The sequence below is a fragment of the Pantoea conspicua genome (assembly GCF_002095315.1).
In the GTDB taxonomy this organism is placed as follows: domain Bacteria; phylum Pseudomonadota; class Gammaproteobacteria; order Enterobacterales; family Enterobacteriaceae; genus Pantoea; species Pantoea conspicua.
Window position 1 is genome coordinate 34,946 of sequence record NZ_MLFN01000026.1, and the last position, 18,652, is coordinate 53,597.

17 protein-coding genes and 1 pseudogene are annotated in these 18,652 nt (G+C 56.3%); 15 read left to right on the plus strand and 3 right to left on the minus strand.

Features of this window, described 5'->3' with window-relative positions; genetic code table 11:
* The first annotated feature begins 35 nt into the window (after positions 1-35).
* The 8 genes and pseudogenes from rmuC to tatD all read left to right on the plus strand — a co-directional run bounded on the left by rmuC (position 36) and on the right by tatD (position 7,247).
* On the plus strand, positions 36-1,535 hold the full coding sequence (gene rmuC, locus HA41_RS10890) for a DNA recombination protein RmuC (protein WP_094120806.1): 1,500 nt from the start codon (positions 36-38) through the stop codon (positions 1,533-1,535).
* Positions 1,536-1,610: 75 nt separating this feature from the next.
* The gene (gene ubiE / locus HA41_RS10895; protein ID WP_094120807.1) at positions 1,611-2,369 is read left to right on the plus strand and encodes a bifunctional demethylmenaquinone methyltransferase/2-methoxy-6-polyprenyl-1,4-benzoquinol methylase UbiE; all 759 of its coding nucleotides are present in this window, start codon (positions 1,611-1,613) and stop codon (positions 2,367-2,369) included.
* Between the two features lie 11 nt (positions 2,370-2,380).
* Entirely contained in the window at positions 2,381-2,986 is a 606-nt protein-coding gene (gene ubiJ / locus HA41_RS10900) for a ubiquinone biosynthesis protein UbiJ (protein WP_094120808.1), read from the plus strand.
* Positions 2,983-4,619: pseudogene (gene ubiB / locus HA41_RS10905) on the plus strand (ubiquinone biosynthesis regulatory protein kinase UbiB). The gene ubiJ and the pseudogene ubiB overlap by 4 nt, the downstream one beginning before the upstream one ends.
* A 110-nt stretch (positions 4,620-4,729) precedes the next feature.
* On the plus strand, positions 4,730-4,984 hold the full coding sequence (tatA, locus tag HA41_RS10910; RefSeq protein WP_094120809.1) for a Sec-independent protein translocase subunit TatA: 255 nt from the start codon (positions 4,730-4,732) through the stop codon (positions 4,982-4,984).
* A gap of 3 nt (positions 4,985-4,987) precedes the next feature.
* Positions 4,988-5,617: a Sec-independent protein translocase protein TatB gene (gene tatB, locus HA41_RS10915; protein ID WP_094120810.1), complete on the plus strand. Its 630-nt coding sequence runs from the start codon at positions 4,988-4,990 to the stop codon at positions 5,615-5,617.
* Entirely contained in the window at positions 5,617-6,375 is a 759-nt protein-coding gene (gene tatC, locus HA41_RS10920; RefSeq protein ID WP_094120811.1) for a Sec-independent protein translocase subunit TatC, read from the plus strand. The genes tatB and tatC overlap by 1 nt, the downstream gene beginning before the upstream one ends.
* Before the next feature lie 89 nt (positions 6,376-6,464).
* Positions 6,465-7,247: a 3'-5' ssDNA/RNA exonuclease TatD gene (gene tatD / locus HA41_RS10925; protein ID WP_094120812.1), complete on the plus strand. Its 783-nt coding sequence runs from the start codon at positions 6,465-6,467 to the stop codon at positions 7,245-7,247.
* Here the strand turns inward: tatD and rfaH are convergent.
* Positions 7,244-7,732, minus strand: a complete 489-nt coding sequence (rfaH, locus tag HA41_RS10930) for a transcription/translation regulatory transformer protein RfaH (RefSeq protein ID WP_094120813.1) — start codon at positions 7,730-7,732, stop codon at positions 7,244-7,246. The two genes, tatD and rfaH, sit on opposite strands and share 4 nt — an antisense overlap.
* Positions 7,733-7,941: 209 nt before the next feature.
* On the opposite strand from rfaH, the gene pepE reads away from it, so the two are divergent.
* The 3 genes from pepE to fre all read left to right on the plus strand — a co-directional run bounded on the left by pepE (position 7,942) and on the right by fre (position 10,975).
* The gene (gene pepE / locus HA41_RS10935) at positions 7,942-8,667 is read left to right on the plus strand and encodes a dipeptidase PepE (protein WP_094120814.1); all 726 of its coding nucleotides are present in this window, start codon (positions 7,942-7,944) and stop codon (positions 8,665-8,667) included.
* 80 nt (positions 8,668-8,747) lie between these two features.
* Positions 8,748-10,232, plus strand: coding sequence for a 4-hydroxy-3-polyprenylbenzoate decarboxylase (ubiD, locus tag HA41_RS10940; protein WP_094120815.1), 1,485 nt, complete (start codon positions 8,748-8,750; stop codon positions 10,230-10,232).
* Positions 10,233-10,273: 41 nt separating this feature from the next.
* The gene (fre, locus tag HA41_RS10945) at positions 10,274-10,975 is read left to right on the plus strand and encodes an NAD(P)H-flavin reductase (RefSeq protein ID WP_094120816.1); all 702 of its coding nucleotides are present in this window, start codon (positions 10,274-10,276) and stop codon (positions 10,973-10,975) included.
* Positions 10,976-11,047: 72 nt separating this feature from the next.
* Here the strand turns inward: fre and fadA are convergent, their stop codons facing one another.
* Both fadA and fadB read right to left on the minus strand, forming a co-directional pair.
* Entirely contained in the window at positions 11,048-12,211 is a 1,164-nt protein-coding gene (fadA, locus tag HA41_RS10950) for an acetyl-CoA C-acyltransferase FadA (RefSeq protein ID WP_094120817.1), read from the minus strand.
* A gap of 10 nt (positions 12,212-12,221) precedes the next feature.
* The gene (fadB, locus tag HA41_RS10955; RefSeq protein WP_094120818.1) at positions 12,222-14,405 is read right to left on the minus strand and encodes a fatty acid oxidation complex subunit alpha FadB; all 2,184 of its coding nucleotides are present in this window, start codon (positions 14,403-14,405) and stop codon (positions 12,222-12,224) included.
* 187 nt (positions 14,406-14,592) lie between these two features.
* On the opposite strand from fadB, the gene pepQ reads away from it, so the two are divergent.
* The 4 genes from pepQ to hemG are packed head-to-tail and all read left to right on the plus strand — an operon-like array spanning position 14,593 to position 18,576.
* Entirely contained in the window at positions 14,593-15,924 is a 1,332-nt protein-coding gene (pepQ, locus tag HA41_RS10960) for a Xaa-Pro dipeptidase (protein WP_094120819.1), read from the plus strand.
* A complete protein-coding gene (locus tag HA41_RS10965) occupies positions 15,924-16,541 on the plus strand; it encodes an IMPACT family protein (protein WP_094120820.1) in 618 nt (205 codons plus the stop codon). The genes pepQ and HA41_RS10965 overlap by 1 nt, the downstream gene beginning before the upstream one ends.
* A 32-nt stretch (positions 16,542-16,573) precedes the next feature.
* Positions 16,574-18,025: a Trk system potassium transporter TrkH gene (trkH, locus tag HA41_RS10970; protein ID WP_094120821.1), complete on the plus strand. Its 1,452-nt coding sequence runs from the start codon at positions 16,574-16,576 to the stop codon at positions 18,023-18,025.
* A gap of 17 nt (positions 18,026-18,042) precedes the next feature.
* Positions 18,043-18,576: a menaquinone-dependent protoporphyrinogen IX dehydrogenase gene (gene hemG / locus HA41_RS10975; protein WP_094120822.1), complete on the plus strand. Its 534-nt coding sequence runs from the start codon at positions 18,043-18,045 to the stop codon at positions 18,574-18,576.
* The last annotated feature ends 76 nt before the right edge of the window (positions 18,577-18,652 follow it).

The following is an 18,652-nucleotide window of genomic DNA, read 5'->3' on the forward strand; positions in this document are numbered from 1 at the left end:
CCTTTTCCCTCAGCAGCTTGAGTCGCGGGGAAATCATGGATCAGCATATCATTATCAGCCTCTGCCTGGCGCTCGCCGGAGCAGGGATTGGCTGGATGCTGGCACAGTTACGTGCCGGGCATCAGGCCGCCAGTTTCTTAACTGAGCGCCGTCTGCTGGAAGAGGCGCAACAGCGCCAGCAGCAGCAGATGGAACAGCTTCAGCAGCAGGCACAGCAGCGTGAACAGGAGTTACGCCAGCTGCATGGCGCACTGAGTGGCGCCAATGAACGTCTGCAACAGCTCGACTACTGGCGCAACGAAAGCGAACAGCTTAATCGGGAACTGCGCAACCAGCTGGAGGTTAACAGTGCTCAGGAAGCGGAACTGCGAGAAGTGACCATCCGCCTTGAAGAGACCCGCTTCGCTGCCGAAGCGAAGCAGCGTCTGCTGACCAACAGCGAGCAACGCCTCAGCGCCCAGTTTGAAAATCTTGCCAACCGTATCTTTGAAAACAGCGGCCGCCGCGTCGATGAGCAGAATCGCCAGAGCCTGGACGGGCTGATTGGCCCGCTGCGTGAACAGCTGGATGGCTTCCGGCGTCAGGTGAATGAGAGCTTCGGCGCAGAAGCGCGTGAACGGCATACCCTGACCCACGAAATCCGTCAGTTACAGCAGCTCAACGCGCAAATGGCGCAGGAAGCGCTCAACCTCACCAAAGCGCTGAAAGGCGACAATAAGATTCAGGGCAACTGGGGTGAAGTGGTGCTCAGCCGGGTGCTGGAAGCCTCCGGGTTGCGTGAAGGCTATGAGTATGAAACCCAGGTCAGCATTCAGTCTGAGCAGCAGGGCAGGATGCAGCCGGATGTGATTGTTCGTCTGCCGCAGGGTAAAGATGTGGTGGTGGATGCCAAAATGACGCTGGTCGCCTACGAACGTTACTTCAATGCGGAAGATGAGGTTGAGCGTGAGCAGGCGATTCAGGAACATGTCAGCGCGATGCGCAGTCACATTCGCCTGCTGGGGCGTAAAGATTATCAACAATTGCCCGGTTTACGCTCGCTCGATTATGTGTTGATGTTTATCCCGGTCGAGCCAGCCTTTTTGCTGGCGATCGATCGCCAGCCAGAGCTGATTGGCGAGGCGCTGCAGCAAAATATCATGCTGGTCAGCCCGACCACGCTGCTGGTGGCGCTGCGTACCATTAATAATCTGTGGCGTTACGAGCATCAGAGTCGCAATGCGCAGCGTATCGCTGACCGGGCGACCCGGCTGTATGACAAGATGCGGCTGTTTGTCGATGACATGAGCGGCATTGGTCACAGCCTGGATAAGGCGCAAATCAGCTACCGTGAAGCGATGAAAAAGCTGGCCGAAGGGCGCGGCAACCTGATTGCGCAGACGGAAGGTTTTCGTGCGCTGGGGGTCGAGGTTAAACGTTCGATTAATCCTCAGCTGGTGGAGCGGGCAATGCCGGAACGTCCGGCTGCCGATGAGCAGGATCATGACGACGACACGGATGACAGTGACATGCGTGTGAGACGCCTCCACGAATAGTATGGGCGTAGCGTGCCTGACTTCCGTGACTCTGATACACTTCGGGAAGTATTGTTTGTGGAGCAGGTAAAACCGATGGCAGATGAATCACAGCAGGAAACCACCCATTTTGGCTTTCAGACGGTCGCCAAAAGCGAAAAAGCCGACAAAGTTGCGGATGTGTTTCACTCCGTAGCGGCAAAATATGACCTGATGAACGATTTGATGTCCTTTGGCGTCCATCGTATCTGGAAGCGTTTTACCATTGACAGCAGCGGTGTACGTCGCGGTCAGCGCGTACTGGATCTGGCCGGCGGTACCGGCGATCTGACGGCTAAATTTTCTCGCCTGGTGGGCGAAACTGGCCAGGTTGTGCTGGCTGATATCAACAGTTCGATGCTGAAGATGGGCCGCGAAAAACTGCGCAATCTTGGCGTGGTCGGTAACGTGAATTACGTCCAGGCCAATGCAGAAGCCCTGCCGTTCCCGGATAACTACTTCGACTGCATCACCATCTCCTTTGGTTTACGTAACGTAACGGAAAAAGAGAAGGCGCTGGCCTCGATGTTCCGTGTGCTGAAGCCGGGTGGGCGCTTACTGGTGCTGGAGTTCTCCAAACCGGTGATCGATCCGCTGAGCAAAGCCTATGATGCCTACTCATTCCATATTCTGCCGCGCATCGGGCAACTGGTGGCGCAGGACGCTGAGAGCTATCGCTATCTGGCCGAATCGATCCGTATGCATCCCGATCAGGAAACCCTGAAAGCGATGATGAACGACGTCGGGTTTGAAAATACCACTTACTCCAATATGACCGGCGGCATTGTGGCCTTACACCGTGGATTTAAGTTCTGAGTGAGATGGTAATGAAGCTAACGCCCTTGATTACCGCGGGCCTGGAAACAGCGCTGAACCGCATGTTGTATCGCGATCGCGGCCTGAAGGCGGCACGGCAGCGTCTGACCGGTAAGGTCCTGATGCTGCGTCTGAGCGAGTTTTCCCATCCGCTGGTGCTGGTGTTCAGTGATCAGCAGCTGGATGTGCTGGCTGACTGGCAGGACAACAGTGACTGCACGGTGATTACTTCGCTGAAAACGTTGCCGAAGCTACGCGACCGCCAGCAACTGACGCCGCTGATTCGTAGCGGTGAGTTGCAGGTGGAGGGCGATTTGCAGGTGGTGCAGCAGTTTTCTGCACTGATGGATCTGGCCGAGCTGGATCCGGCAGAGTACCTGGCACCGTGGGTCGGTGATATCGCGGCCCAGGGCATCAGTCAGGGCGCGCAGCGGGTATTTCGTCTGGTGAAAGGCGAAGTCGGGCGTCGGCAGGATGACCTCGGTCAGGTACTGACCGAAGAGTGGCGTGTCGCGCCGGGCTCGCTCGAATTAGCCTGGTTTTCTGAGGAGGTTGACGCGATGGAACGTTCGCTTGAGGCGCTTAATGCGCGTCTGGCGCAGCTGGAGGCAAAATGAGTTTTGGAGAGATCCGCCGTTTATATCTGATCATGAAGGTGTTTTTGTCCTATGGCCTTGATGAACTGATTCCTGACACGCGCCTTACCCTTCCGCTTCGTCTGTGGCGTCGCGGCATTTTCTGGTTACCTAATCTGCATCCGCACGAACCGACCGGCGCGCGTATGCGCATGGCGATGGAGCAGCTGGGTCCGGTCTGGATCAAGTTTGGCCAGATGCTGTCGACCCGCCGTGACCTGTTTCCGCCGGCTATCGCCGATCAGCTGGCGATTCTGCAGGATCGGGTTGCGCCGTTTGATGGCGTCAAAGCCAAAGCGCAAATCGAAGCCTCAATGGGCGCCCCGATTGAAACCTGGTTTGATGATTTTGACATCAAACCGCTGGCGTCAGCTCGATTGCTCAGGTTCACACCGCCACGCTGAAATCGACTGGCAAGAAAGTGGTGATCAAAGTCATTCGCCCCGATATTTTGCCGGTGATCAGAGCGGACATGAAGCTGATCTACCGCCTGGCGCGCTGGGTGCCGCGTCTGCTGCCCGACGGCCGTCGTCTGCGTCCGGTGGAAGTGGTACGCGATTATGAAAAGACCCTGCTTGATGAGCTGAACCTGTTACGCGAAGCCGCCAACGCCATTCAGTTACGCCGCAATTTTGAAGACAGCCGGATGCTTTACGTGCCGGAAGTCTATTCTGACTACTGCAGCGAAACCATGATGGTGATGGAGCGTATTTACGGCATTCCGATTTCAGACGTCGCCACGCTGGAACGCCACGGCGTTAACATGAAGCTGCTGGCAGAGCGCGGCGTGCAGGTGTTCTTTACCCAGGTTTTTCGCGACAGTTTCTTCCATGCTGATATGCATCCAGGCAACATTTTCGTCAGCTATGAGCATCCGGAAGATCCGCAGTACATCGGCATCGACTGCGGCATTGTCGGCTCGCTTAACAAAGAAGATAAGCGCTATCTCGCGGAAAACTTTATCGCCTTTTTCAACCGCGACTACCGCAAGGTGGCGGAGCTGCACGTTGACTCTGGCTGGGTACCGCCTGATACCAACGTCGAAGATTTTGAATTTGCGATCCGCACCGTCTGTGAGCCGATTTTTGAAAAGCCGCTGGCCGAAATTTCGTTTGGTCACGTGCTGCTGAATCTGTTCAATACGGCGCGTCGGTTTAATATGGAAGTGCAGCCGCAGCTGGTGCTGCTGCAAAAGACCCTGCTGTATGTGGAAGGTATTGGTCGTCAGCTCTATCCGCAGCTCGACTTGTGGAAGACAGCCAAGCCGTTCCTTGAAGACTGGATCAAAGATCAGGTCGGCCTGCCCGCCATTATTCGGGCAGTGAAAGAGAAAGCGCCGTTCTGGGCTGAAAAGTTACCGGAACTGCCGGAACTGTTTTATGACAGCCTGCGTCAGCATAAACTTTTGCGGCACAGCGTTGATAAGTTAGTGGGCGATCTCAATGCGCAGCGGACCCGGCATCATCAGGCACGCTATCTGTTTGGTGTCGGTGCCACCCTGCTGCTCAGTGGCACCGCCGTGCTGCTTTCACGACCGGACTGGGACCTGTTCCCGGCGGTGTTGATGGCGGCAGGCATCGTCTCATGGTTAATCGGCTGGCGTAAGACAAACTGATTGTCACTCCAGTCTAAAACACGGTAATGTCGCTGGCACAGGCCCGAATGAAAAGGGCGCTCTGTGGTGCATTACCGCATCGTTTTTCACAGAATATTAGAGGCTATCTCATGGGCGGTATCAGTATTTGGCAATTGTTAATTATTGCCGTGATTGTTGTACTTCTGTTCGGTACCAATAAATTACGTAATCTGGGTTCAGATTTAGGCTCCTCGATTCGTGGCTTCAAAAAAGCCATGGGCGACGAGGATGATAAAAAGGATCAACCGAAAGAGCAGGATGCTGACTTTAACGCCAAAACCCTGGCGGACAAACAGCAGACTTCGGCGACTAAAGAAGACGTTAAGAACGACAAGCAGGTGTAAACCGTGTTCGACATTGGCTTTAGTGAACTGGTATTGGTGTTCGTGATCGGGCTGATTGTACTCGGCCCGCAACGTTTACCGGTTGCGGTGAAAACCGTGGTCGGCTGGATCAGGGCGATTCGTTCGCTGGCAGCCAATGTGCAAAACGAACTGGCGCAGGAGCTGAAACTGCAGGAATTGCAGGACAGCCTTAAAAAGGTGGAAGAAGCGGGCCGCGGCACGCTATCGCCTGAGCTGAAAGAGTCGATGGAAGAGTTGCGTAAAACCGCGGATTCAATGAAACGCTCGGTCAGTCAGAGCATCGACATTGAAAAAGAGGAAGACGAAGCCAACACCATTCACTCACCCCAGCACAGCGCGCTGCAGCCTGTGACAAACCAGCCGGCATCCCGTCTGGCATCAGAAGAAACGGCACCGACGCCCGCGACGGCTGACCATCAGGCCAGCGCTCCGGCCCAGGCACCCGCACAGCAACCGGCTGCGGCCGGTGTTTTAGCCGGGAATCCGTCGCCAGCTTCGGTAGCCAGCGCCCCAGCCCAGGCGTCGGTCAGCGCTGACACCGTGCCGATGAACAAACCTGACACCACCACGCGCACTTCCGCCTCTCCCTCTTCTGCAAGTGATGAACGATAATGGCCGTTGAAGATACCCAACCGCTCATCAGTCATCTGATTGAGCTGCGTAAGCGTCTGCTGAACTGCATCATCGCCGTACTGGTGATATTCCTGGCGCTGATCTATTTTGCCAACGATATCTATCAACTGGTGGCGGCGCCGTTGATCAGTCAGATGCCGATTGGCTCCAGCATGATCGCCACCGATGTGGCTTCACCGTTCTTCACCCCGATCAAACTGACGATTATTGTGTCGGTGTTTCTGGCGGTGCCGGTGATCCTTTATCAGGTCTGGGCGTTTATCGCGCCTGCGCTCTATCGCCACGAACGTAAACTGGTGATGCCGCTGCTGTTTTCCAGCACCGTCCTGTTCTATGTCGGCGTGGCGTTTGCCTACTTTATCGTCTTCCCGCTGGCATTTGGCTTTTTCACCAAAACCGCGCCGGTTGGCGTTACCATGGCGACCGACATCACCAAATACCTCGATTTCGTCATGACGCTGTTTATGGCGTTTGGCGTGGCGTTTGAAGTCCCGGTGGCAATCGTGCTGCTATGCTGGACCGGCATTACCAGCCCGGACGATCTGAAAAAGAAACGTCCCTATATTCTGGTCGGGGCTTTTGTCGTCGGCATGTTACTGACGCCGCCGGACATTTTTTCCCAAACTTTGCTCGCTATTCCGATGTACTGCCTGTTTGAAGTCGGCGTATTCTTTTCCCGATACTATGTGGGGAAAGGCCGCCGGGTACAGGATGAGGAACATAACACCGAATCCTGACGCGATCTTCAGGTTCCGCTCTGGCGGGCAGAGATCAATCCGAACCGCCCTCCGGGGCGGTTTTTGTTTAGTAAACTGTGGGAAAAATTATGTTTGATATCGGTGTAAACCTGACCAGCACGCAATTCGCCTCCGACCGGCCAAAGGTGGTTAAACGCGCGCGCGAAGCGGGCGTCACCGGAATGTTGATTACCGGCACCAATGCGCTGGAGAGCCAGCAGGCTCAGAAACTGGCTGAAGATCAGCCGGGCTTCTGCTGGTCCACCGCGGGCGTCCATCCACATCACGCCAGTGAATGGTCAACAGAGATCGCCAGCACGCTGCGCCGGCTGGCGGAGAAACCGGAAGTGGTCGCCATCGGCGAATGCGGGCTCGATTTTAACCGCAACCTGTCAGCCCATGAGCAACAGGAGTATGCGTTTGAGGCGCAGCTGGCGCTGGCAGCAGAACTGAATATGCCGGTCTTTCTGCACTGTCGCGAAGCCCATGCACGCTTTGCGGCGATCGTGGCGCCCTGGCTGCCAAAACTGCCGGGTGCGGTGATCCACTGCTTTACCGGTACGCGCGAAGAGCTGGAAGGGTGCCTGGCGATGGGGTTATCGGTGGGGATTACGGGCTGGGTCTGCGATGAACGCCGCGGACTTGAACTGCGTGAAATGCTGCCGCTGATTCCGGCTGACAAACTGCTGCTGGAGACCGATGCGCCCTATCTGCTGCCGCGCGATATGCGCCCGCGGCCAACCTCTCGTCGTAATGAACCCTGCTTTTTACCGCATATTGTGAATCAGGTGGCGACATGGCGTGGCGAGAGTAGCGAGGCGCTGGCGGCCCGCGTCGATCAGAATGCGCGTACGCTGTTCAGGCTGGCTTAAATCTTGCGGAACTGCTTGTTATCCACGCTGCGCATCACTTGCTTATTCAGCAGGTTGAGCAGCAGGATCGAACGGGTTTCGCCATCCGGTTCGGCAAAGATGGCGCGCAGTCCTTCAAACGTCCCTTCGGTGATGACCACTTCATCACCGATTTGTGGCGTTTCAGGATCGAGCATAATCTGCGGTACGTCGGTTTCCAGCGCTTCGATCACCGCTGGCGGCACCGTGGCGGGCGTGGTGCCAAACCGCACAAAATGACTGACGCCTCGCGTACTGCTGATGGTGGTGGTATGAATTGCTTCCGGATCGAATTCAATAAACAGATAGTTAGGAAACAGCGGTTCACTCACCGTGGTGCGTTTACCGCGCACGATCTTTTCCAGAGCGATCATTGGGCTAAGGCAATTCACTTCTTGCCGCTCCAGATGCTCCTTCGCGCGCAATAGCTGACCACGTTTGCAATAGAGTAAATACCAGGATTCCATAACTGCTCCCATCGAATGGACGCTAAGAATAGCAAACCTGCTGTCAGAGTTATAGCGCATCGGGCAGGGGAAAAGCGCACCGTGCAGAAAATAAACTGAGACTTTTCTTAAGATGCCGGATAGCAACAGAAAAGGCGATTGGAAATTGACGTTTCACCCTGCTCTGTATCAGACTCGATGGCCATCATACCGGCGAAAAGGATCATCTGATGGAACTCTTTTTGTTAAGCAACGGCAAGCTGGCGGATGATGCGCCGCTGCTGGGTTATGCACAACCGCAGTTACACGCCATGATTGCCCGACGCGCTATCCGTTCGGCGATTCTGATCCCCTACGCCATTATTCGTGGTGATCATACGCAGCGCGCCGCCGATCTCAGTGCATCGCTGGGTATTCCGGTGCGCACCGTTGACGCTTTTGCCTCGCCCGCTGATGCCATCGCCCAGGCGGAGCTGATTCTGGTCAGCGGCGGCAATACCTGGTTACTGAATCAGATGCTGCATGAACAGGGGCTGATCGTGGCGATACAGCGCGCGGTGCGTGAACGGCAGGTGCCGTACGTCGGCTGGAGCGCCGGCTGTAATGTGGCGACGCCGTCGATTCGCACCACCAATGATATGCCGGTGCGGAGCAGCGTGGTGTTGCCTGCGCTGGGGCTGTTCCCGGTGCAGATCAATCCTCATTACCTGGATGCCAGCGCCAGCGGTCATATGGGCGAAACACGCGACGAGCGGCTGGCGGAGTTCTGCGCCGTTAATCCAGCAGAGTCGGTGATTGCCCTGCGTGAAGGCAGTTTCCTGCATCTGCATGACGATCGGCTACGCTATCACAGTGTGCGCAACGAAGACTTTAAGGTGTTTCGCCACGGCGAGCCGATTGAGGCTTATCACGATACCCGCGCGTTGCAACCGCTGGTGCCTTTTCGTTGTGATTAAGGTTGCCGCATAAACCTCAACACAACCGCATAATCAGCCCTATAATGGCCGATTCACTCTGGCCGGAAAGCTAAAGCCGCATGAAATATCACGATTTAAGAGACTTTCTCGCGCTGCTCGAACAGCGTGGTGAGTTAAAAAGAATTAAGCAATCGATTGATCCCATCCTGGAAATGACCGAAATCGCCGACCGCACGCTGCGTGCCGGCGGCCCGGCGCTGCTGTTTGAAAACCCGAAAGGGTATGACATGCCGGTACTGTGTAACCTGTTTGGCACGCCAAAGCGCGTCGCCATGGGAATGGGTCAGGAAGAGGTGAGCGCACTGCGGGAAGTAGGCAAACTGCTGGCCTTTCTGAAAGAGCCGGAGCCACCAAAAGGTTTTCGCGATCTGTTCGATAAGATGCCGCAGTTTAAGCAGGTGCTCAACATGCCGACCAAACGGCTGCGCAATGCGCCCTGCCAGGAAGTGGTGTTCAGCGGTGATGAGGTCGATCTGTCGCGTATTCCGGTGATGAAATGCTGGCCGGGCGATGCCGCGCCGCTGATTACCTGGGGTCTGACCGTCACCCGCGGTCCGCATAAAGAGCGACAGAATCTTGGTATTTACCGCCAGCAGGTGATCGGCAAAAACCGTCTGATTATGCGTTGGCTGTCGCACCGGGGCGGCGCGCTCGATTTTCAGGAGTGGAGCAAAGCGCATCCGGGCGAACGTTTTCCTGTCTCGGTGGCGCTCGGTGCCGATCCCGCTACCATCCTCGGTGCGGTAACGCCGGTGCCGGACACGCTGTCAGAATATGCGTTTGCCGGTCTGCTGCGTGGCAACAAAACCGAAGTGGTGAAATGCCTGTCGAACGATCTCGAGGTCCCCGCCAGCGCGGAGATCGTGCTGGAAGGCTACATTGAAGCGGGCGACATGGCACCGGAAGGGCCTTACGGCGACCACACGGGCTACTACAATGAAGTAGATAGCTTCCCGGTGTTTACCGTAACGCACATTACCCAGCGACATCAGGCCATCTATCACTCCACCTATACCGGCCGTCCGCCGGATGAGCCCGCCGTGCTGGGTGTGGCGTTGAATGAAGTACTGGTTCCGATTCTGATTAAGCAGTTCCCGGAAATTGTCGATTTTTATCTGCCGCCGGAAGGTTGCTCCTACCGGCTGGCGGTTGTGACCATCAAAAAGCAGTACGCGGGTCATGCTAAACGGGTAATGTTTGGCGTCTGGTCGTTTCTGCGGCAGTTCATGTACACCAAATTTGTTATTGTGTGTGACGATGATGTTAATGCGCGTGACTGGAATGATGTGATCTGGGCAATTACCACCCGTATGGATCCGGCACGTGACACCGTTTTAGTGGAAAATACGCCGATCGACTATCTCGATTTCGCCTCACCGGTTTCCGGACTGGGGTCGAAGATGGGGATGGATGCCACTAACAAATGGCCGGGCGAAACGCAGCGCGAATGGGGCACCCCGATCGTGAAAGATCCTGCGATTACCGCGCGCATTGACGCTATCTGGGATGAGTTAGGTATTTTTGATCAGCCGCCACAGCGTTGATGGCGAGCACAACCATAAAGACGACCCGACAGAGGGAACGCATGACAACGTTAAGCTGTAAAGTAACTTCAGTTGAAGCGATTACCGACACGGTGTATCGCGTTCGCCTGATTCCGGAAGCGGATTTCAGTTTTCGCGCGGGACAGTATCTGATGGTGGTGATGGATGAGCGTGATAAGCGCCCGTTCTCACTGGCCTCAACGCCAATGGAAAAGGATATCATTGAGCTGCATATCGGTGCGTCCGATCTCAACCTGTACGCGATGGCGGTGATGGATCGTATTCGTGACGATCGTCAGATCACCGTCGACATGCCGCACGGTGATGCCTGGCTGCGCGAAGAGAGCAGCAAACCATTGATTCTGATCGCGGGCGGTACCGGCTTCTCCTATGCCCGTTCTATTCTGCTGACCGCGTTAGCGCAGCAGCCGGAGCGTGATATCGCTATCTACTGGGGCGGACGTGAGCTGAAGCATCTGTACGATCTGGATGAGCTGGATGCACTGGCGGTGAAACACCCCAACCTCAAGGTGATCCCGGTGGTCGAGCAGCCGGACGCGGGCTGGCAGGGCCGGTCGGGCACGGTGCTTACCGCGGTGATGCAGGATTTCACCACGCTGAGCGAGCATGAGATCTATATTGCTGGACGTTTCGAGATGGCTAAGATCGCGCGCGATCGCTTCTGTGCCGAGCGCGGTGCGCTGGAGTCGCAGATGTATGGTGATGCTTTCGCCTTCATCTGATCGACGACAAGCGGAAAGAAAAAACCCGCCCATCTCGGGCGGGTAAATCGGACAAAGAAGTGACCCAACGTATTACAGACGCTCGAATACGGTGGCGATACCCTGACCTAAACCAATGCACATGGTCGCCAGACCAAACTGCGCATCGCGTCGCGCCATGATGTTAAGCAACGTGGTACTGATACGCGCCCCGGAACAGCCCAGCGGGTGACCCAGCGCAATGGCACCGCCATTCAGATTGACCTTCTCATCCAGCCGATCCAGCAGACCTAAATCTTTTATGCAGGGCAACGTTTGTGCTGCAAATGCCTCATTGAGTTCAAACACGTCAATATCATTGACGCTCAGACCAGCACGTTTCAGCGCCAGCTTGCTGGCTGGAACCGGGCCGTAGCCCATGATCGACGGATCGCAGCCGACTACCGCCATACTCCGGATACGGGCGCGTGGCGTCAGTCCCAGTTCACGAGCGCGGGATTCGCTCATTACCAGCATCGCGGCCGCGCCATCAGACAGGGCTGACGAGGTGCCCGCCGTCACGGTGCCATTGACCGGATCAAACGCCGGCCGCAGTGCTGCCAGACCTTCGGCACTGGTCTCTTCGCGGATAACCTCATCGTAATCGTAGCGTTTAAGAATGCCGTCGCTGTCGTGACCAGCAGTGGCGACGATCTCCGATTTGAAATCACCGCGCTGGGTGGCCTGCCAGGCGCGCTGGTGCGAGCGCAGGGCAAATGCATCCTGTTGTTCACGGCTGATATGATGCATACGCGCCAGCATTTCGGCAGTCAGCCCCATCATTCCGGCTGCTTTGGCGACGGTGCGGCCAAGACCCGGATGAAAATCGACGCCGTGACTCATCGGTACGTGACCCATGTGCTCCACGCCGCCAATCAGGCAGTTGTGCGCATCGCCGACCATAATGGCGCGCGCCGCGTCGTGCAGTGCCTGCATCGATGAGCCACACAGGCGGTTGACGGTAGTCGCCGGAACCGAGTGCGGTATTTCGGCCAGCAGCGCGGCGTTACGCGCGATGTTAAACCCCTGTTCCAGCGTCTGCTGTACGCAGCCCCAGACAATGTCATCCAGCGAGGCAGGATTGATTGCCGGATTGCGGCTCAGCAGTTCACGCATCAGATGGGCGGAAAGATCCTCGGCACGTACATGACGAAAAGCACCGCCTTTTGAACGTCCCATCGGCGTGCGTACCGCATCGATAATCACCACATTTTCCATATTCTTGCCCTCAGGCGCTTTTCAGCGCGGCTTCGTCAATTGGTTTGGCGGCGGGATACCAGCTCTGATGCTGATGTGCTTTTTGCACCAGCAGTTCAGGCAGTTCATACAGGCCGCCGAGAGCGCTGTAGCGCCGGGCCTGATCGACCACATTACTGTTGCCTAAGGTGTCGAGGTAGCGGAAAGCGCCGCCGCGGAAGGGCGGGAAGCCGAGACCGTACACCAGTGCCATATCCGCTTCGGCCGGTGAGGCGATGATCTTCTCCTCCAGGCAGCGCACCACTTCATTCAGCATCGGCAGCATCATGCGATTCAGGATCTCTTCATCGCTGAAGACCCGCTTAGGCTGACAAACCTGTTGCAGCAGTGTATCGACCTCGCTGTCTGCCACTTTTTTCGGTTTGCCCTTTTTGTCGGTTTCCCAGCGCCAGAAGCCTTTGCCATTTTTCTGACCGAAACGACCGGCCTCAAACAACATATCGATCGCATCGCGATAGTCGTGCTTCATACGCTGCGGGAAACCTTCCGCCATCACGCTTTGCGCATGATGTGCGGTATCAATGCCAACCACATCCAGCAGCCACGACGGTCCCATTGGCCAGCCAAACTGTTTTTCCATCACTTTATCAATCTGACGGAAGTCAGCACCGTCACGCAGCAGCAGGCTGAAAGCGGCGAAGTAGGGGAACAGCACCCGATTGACGAAGAAGCCGGGGCAATCATTGACCACAATCGGGGTTTTACCCATTTTGCTGGCCCAGGCCACCACTTTGCTCAGAGTCGCTTCACTGGTTTTCTCGCCACGCACCACTTCGACCAGCGGCATACGCGGCACCGGATTGAAGAAGTGCATGCCGCAGAAATTCTCCGGACGCTGCAGCGCCTGGGCCAGCTGGCTGATGGGAATAGTGGAGGTATTGGAGGCCAGGATGGCATCGTTACGCAGATGCTGTTCGGTTTCAGCCAGCACCCTGGCTTTGATCAGCGGGTTTTCGACTACGGCTTCTACCACCACGTCGGCATGCTCGAAACCGGCGTAATCCAGCGTGGGCTGAATGGTCGCAATCACGCTGGCCAGTTTGTTGCCGTCAATTTTGCCGCGCTCCAGCAGCTTATTTAGCAGCTTGCTGGCTTCGTTCATGCCGAGCATCAGCGCCTGTGGATTGATGTCCTTCATTCTGACCGGCACACCTTTCCACGCTGACTGATAGCTGATGCCACCACCCATAATGCCCGCACCCAGTACGGCCGCCTGCGTTGGCGCACCGCTTTCGCTGCCGCGTTTTTTCGCCAGCCCTTTAACATATTGATCGTTGAGGAAGATACCGACCAGCGCGCGCGCTTCGTCAGACTGGGCCAGCGGCACAAAAGCGGCATTTTCCAGTTTCAGCGCATCGTCACGGCCAAGGCTGGCGGCCGCTTCAATGGTTTTTACCGCCATCAGCGGTGCCGGATAATGTTTGCCTGCAGTCTGCATCACCATACTTTTGGCCAGGGTGAAGCTCATTGCGGCTTCAATCGGACTCAGTTTCAGCGGTGCCAGTTTCGGTGCCCGACGCGCACGCCAGCTGCCATCGAGCGCCGCGGCCTTCAGCATGGTGATCCCCGCCTCGCGCAGTTTATCGCGTTCCACCACCGCATCGACCAGACCGAGTTTAAGCGCCGCGTTTCCGTCGACGTCTTTACCGGCAGCAATAATCTCCATGGCGCTATCGGCCCCTAACAGGCGTGGCAGACGCACGCTGCCGCCGAAGCCCGGCATGATACCGAGTTTCGTTTCCGGCAGGCCGATGCGGGCATCGGCCGTGGCGACGCGCAAATCGGTGGCCAGTACGCATTCACATCCGCCCCCCAGCGCATAGCCATCGATGGCGGCGAGGGTCGGCACCGGCAAATCTTCCAGACGGTTAAAAATGCTGTTGGCGTAGCTCAGCCACTGACTTAGTTTTTCGGTCGGCGCGTCAAACAGCGAGAGGAACTCGGTGATGTCAGCGCCGACAATGAAGGCCGGTTTAGCCGAGCTGAGCAGCACGCCGCGCAGGTCAGGCTGCTGCTCCAGTACCTTAATGGCTTCGCCCAGGCTGGCGACGGTTTGCGTATCAAGCTTATTGACCGAGCCAGGGGCATCAAAAACCAGCTCGGCGATGCCATCGTCCAGCCAGCGAAGAGAAAGGTTAGCGCCTTGGTAGAGCATGTGCGTCTCCTGAAACCGCGGAAAAGTGATCTGGTCATACCAGATGATCGAGAGTGTGGGAGTGATGTTAATTTTTTGCAAACGGCTCTTTGCTTATTTGCTAACAAGATCACAGCCGCTCTCAACGCGGCATCCGATTAAGGGGTATGCTAAACTGCGGCCATTTCGCGACACTGGAGAGACGTCAATGGATTCACTGAAGACCTTGTATCACGCGCATATCGCCACGTTGCAGCAACGGGCGCAGCAGGTGCTGGCACACAATAAACTGGACGCGATGCTGATCCATTCCGGTGAGTTGTTGACGGTGTTTCTGGATGATCACACCTATCCGTTCAAGGTCAATCCGCAGTTTAAAGCCTGGGTGCCGGTGACACAGGTGCCGAACTGCTGGTTGTGGGTTGATGGCGTAAATAAACCAAAGTTATGGTTTTACTCGCCGGTGGACTACTGGCACAACGTTGAGCCGCTGCCGGAGAGCTTCTGGACTGAGGATATTGAGGTCATCGGCCTGAAAAATGCGGATGAGATTGCGCAGCTGTTACCCGCTCAGCGTGAGAACGTCGCCTATATCGGCCCGGTAACTCCACGGGCAGCGCAACTTGGCATCAGCACCGGCAATATCAATCCCAAAGCGGTGATCGATTTCCTGCATTATCATCGCAGCATCAAAACCGAATATGAACTGGCGTGTATGCGTCAGGCGCAGAAGCTGGCGGTGGCCGGACATCGCGCCGCCAAAGAGGCCTTTTCTGCGGGTTTAAGCGAATTTGATATCAACCAGGCTTATCTGACCGCTACCGGCCACCGCGATACCGATGTGCCTTACGGCAATATCATTGCGCTGAATGAACACGCGGCGGTGCTGCACTACACCCGCCTGGATCATCAGCCGCCGGCAAAGCGCCACAGCTTCTTAATTGATGCGGGTGCCGAATACCTTGGCTATGCCGCAGATCTCACCCGCAGTTACGCGGCGCAGAGCAGTTCGCTGTATGCCCGGATGGTTGAGGCGATGAATGCAGAAGAGCTGGCGCTGATCGCCACGCTGAAGCCGGGCGTGCGTTACACCGATTATCATCTGCAGATGCATCAGCGTATCGCGAAGATGCTGCTGAGGTTCGAGCTGGTGCAGGGTATCAGCGAAGAGGCGCTGGTGGCGGAAGATTTGACCGGCCCGTTTATGCCGCATGGATTAGGCCATCCGCTCGGCCTGCAGGTGCATGATGTCGCCGGTTTTATGCAGGATGAGCAGGGCACCCACCTTGCGGCGCCGTCGCAATATCCTTATCTGCGCTGCACCCGCGTGCTGCAGCCCGGCATGGTATTAACCATTGAGCCAGGCTTCTATATTATTGATTCTCTGCTGGCGCCGCTGCGTGAAGGCCGCTTCAGCCAGCATTTCAACTGGCAGGCTATTGATGCGCTTCGACCTTATGGCGGGATCCGTATCGAGGATAACGTGGTGATCCATGCGCATCGCGTTGAGAACATGACCCGCGACCTGCATCTGGCCTGATGGACGCTTTTGATATTCCCGCTGTGGCTGTCAGCATCAGTGAGGAGACCATCAAAAAGAGCCGCTTTATTACGCTGCTGGCCCACACCGACGGCGTTGAGGCGGCGCGTGCGTTTGTCCAGCAGGTTAAAAATGAGCATCCCGCTGCCCGGCATCACTGCTGGGCCTGGGTGGCGGGTGCGCCAGATGATTCACAACAGCTGGGCTTCTCTGACGATGGCGAGCCGTCGGGTACCGCAGGTAAACCGATGCTGGCGCAGTTGATGGGTGCCGGTATCGGTGAAATCACCGCGGTGGTGGTGCGCTATTACGGAGGCATCATGCTGGGCACGGGCGGATTAGTGAAAGCGTATGGCGGCGGCGTGCAGCAGGGCCTCAGGCAACTGGCGCGACAGCGCAAAGTGCCGATGAAACAGTTTACGCTGCAATGCGACTATGCGCAGCTCAGCGATATCGAACGGCTGGTGCAGCGCGTCGAAGGCAAAGTCACCGACAGCCAGTACCAGGACCGCATCGTACTGACACTGGCTCTGCCTTATGGACAAATCGACGGATTCCAGCAAAATCTGTCAGACTTTAGTCGGGGCGCGTTATCGCTTATCCCGCTCACACCTTGATGTTCTTCTCTTTTATTTAAAGGAACGGCTGAATGCATTTTCGCGCCATTACCCGCATAGTCGGTCTGCTGGTGATCCTCTTTTCAGTGACGATGATTTTGCCCGGCCTGGTCGCATTAATTTATCGCGACGGTGCCGGTCGGGCCTTTAGCCAGACCTTTATGATGGCGCTGGTGATCGGCTCGCTGCTGTGGTGGCCAAACCGCAAACAGAAGACCGAGCTCAAGCCACGCGAAGGATTTCTGATTGTGGTGCTGTTCTGGACGGTGCTGGGCAGCGTGGGGGCGATGCCGTTTATCTTTGCTGAACAGCCGCACCTGTCGGTGACCGACGCATTCTTCGAATCGTTCTCTGGCCTGACGACCACCGGTGCCACGACCCTGGTCGGGCTCGATTCGCTGCCAAAGGCGATTCTGTTCTATCGACAGATGCTGCAGTGGCTCGGCGGAATGGGAATCATCGTGTTAGCGGTAGCGATATTACCGATACTGGGTGTCGGGGGAATGCAGCTCTATCGCGCGGAGATGCCGGGACCGCTGAAAGATAACAAAATGCGGCCGCGCATTGCCGAAACAGCCAAGACCCTGTGGTTGATCTACGTTCTGCTCACGGTGGCCTGTGCGCTGGCCTTGTGGCTGGCGGGGATGCCAGCCTTTGATGCGATAGGACACAGCTTCTCGACCATCGCCATCGGGGGCTTTTCCACTCACGATGCCAGTATCGGCTACTTTAATAGCGGCACCATTAATACCATCGTGGCGGTGTTTCTGCTGATCTCCGGCTGTAACTACGGTCTGCACTTTGCCATGCTGAGTGGCCGTAATCTGCGCGTCTACTGGCGTGACCCGGAGTTACGGATGTTTATCGGCGTCCAGCTGACGCTGGTGTTGATCTGCACGCTGGTGCTCTGGTTCCACAATGTCTACGCCAGTGGCTGGCAGACGCTGAACCAGGCGTTCTTCCAGGTGGTTTCTATGGCGACCACTGCCGGCTTCACAACCGACAGCATCGCACGCTGGCCGCTGTTCCTGCCAGTGCTGCTGCTCTGCTCCGCCTTTATTGGTGGCTGCGCCGGTTCAACCGGCGGTGGCCTGAAGGTGATCCGCATCCTGCTGTTGTGCAAGCAGGGTAACCGGGAGCTTAAACGGCTGGTCCACCCGAATGCGGTTTACACTATCAAGCTGGGCAACCGGGCGCTGCCGGAGCGTATCCTCGAGGCGGTCTGGGGATTCTTCTCCGCTTATGCGCTGGTGTTTCTGATCAGTATGCTGGCAATCATCGCCACCGGGGTAGATGACTTCTCGGCCTTTGCTGCCGTCGCCGCCACGCTGAACAACCTCGGACCCGGTCTGGGCGTAGTCGCGGATAACTTCACCTCAATGAATGATGTGGCGAAGTGGATATTGATCTCCACCATGCTATTCGGGCGTCTCGAGGTCTTTACCTTGCTGGTGCTGTTCACGCCGACCTTCTGGCGTGAGTAATTAATAAGGATGCTGAAATGAAAGCGCTGATTCTCTACTCGACCCGTGACGGACAAACGCAAAAAATCGCCTCTTATATTGCTGAGCAGATCGGTCAGCAGCAAAACTGTGATGTGATGAATATCCAGGATGCCACTTCGCCTGACTGGGCACAGTATGATCGGGTGCTGATTGGCGCTTCGATTCGCTACGGCCATTTCCACCCGGTAGTCGACAAATTCGTTAAGCAGCACCTGCACGAATTGCAGCAGCGCACCAGTGGCTTCTTCTCGGTGAACCTGACGGCGCGCAAACCCGAGAAGCGTTCTCCGGAAACCAATGCCTATACCCAGAAATTCTTAACACAGTCGCCGTGGCAGCCAGATTGCTGTGCGGTGTTTGCCGGTGCGCTCTATTATCCGCGTTATCGCTGGTTTGATCGCATCATGATTCAGCTGATTATGCGAATGACCGGTGGCGAGACCGATTCTACTAAAGAAGTGGAGTACACGGATTGGCAGCAGGTCAGCCGTTTTGCCAATGATTTTGCACAGTTACCAGGCAAATCGTAGCGAAATAACGCGATCTGGTGAAAATTACTTCGAACGATAATCTTTTTGCAATAAACGCTTGTCAGCCCGCGCGAAC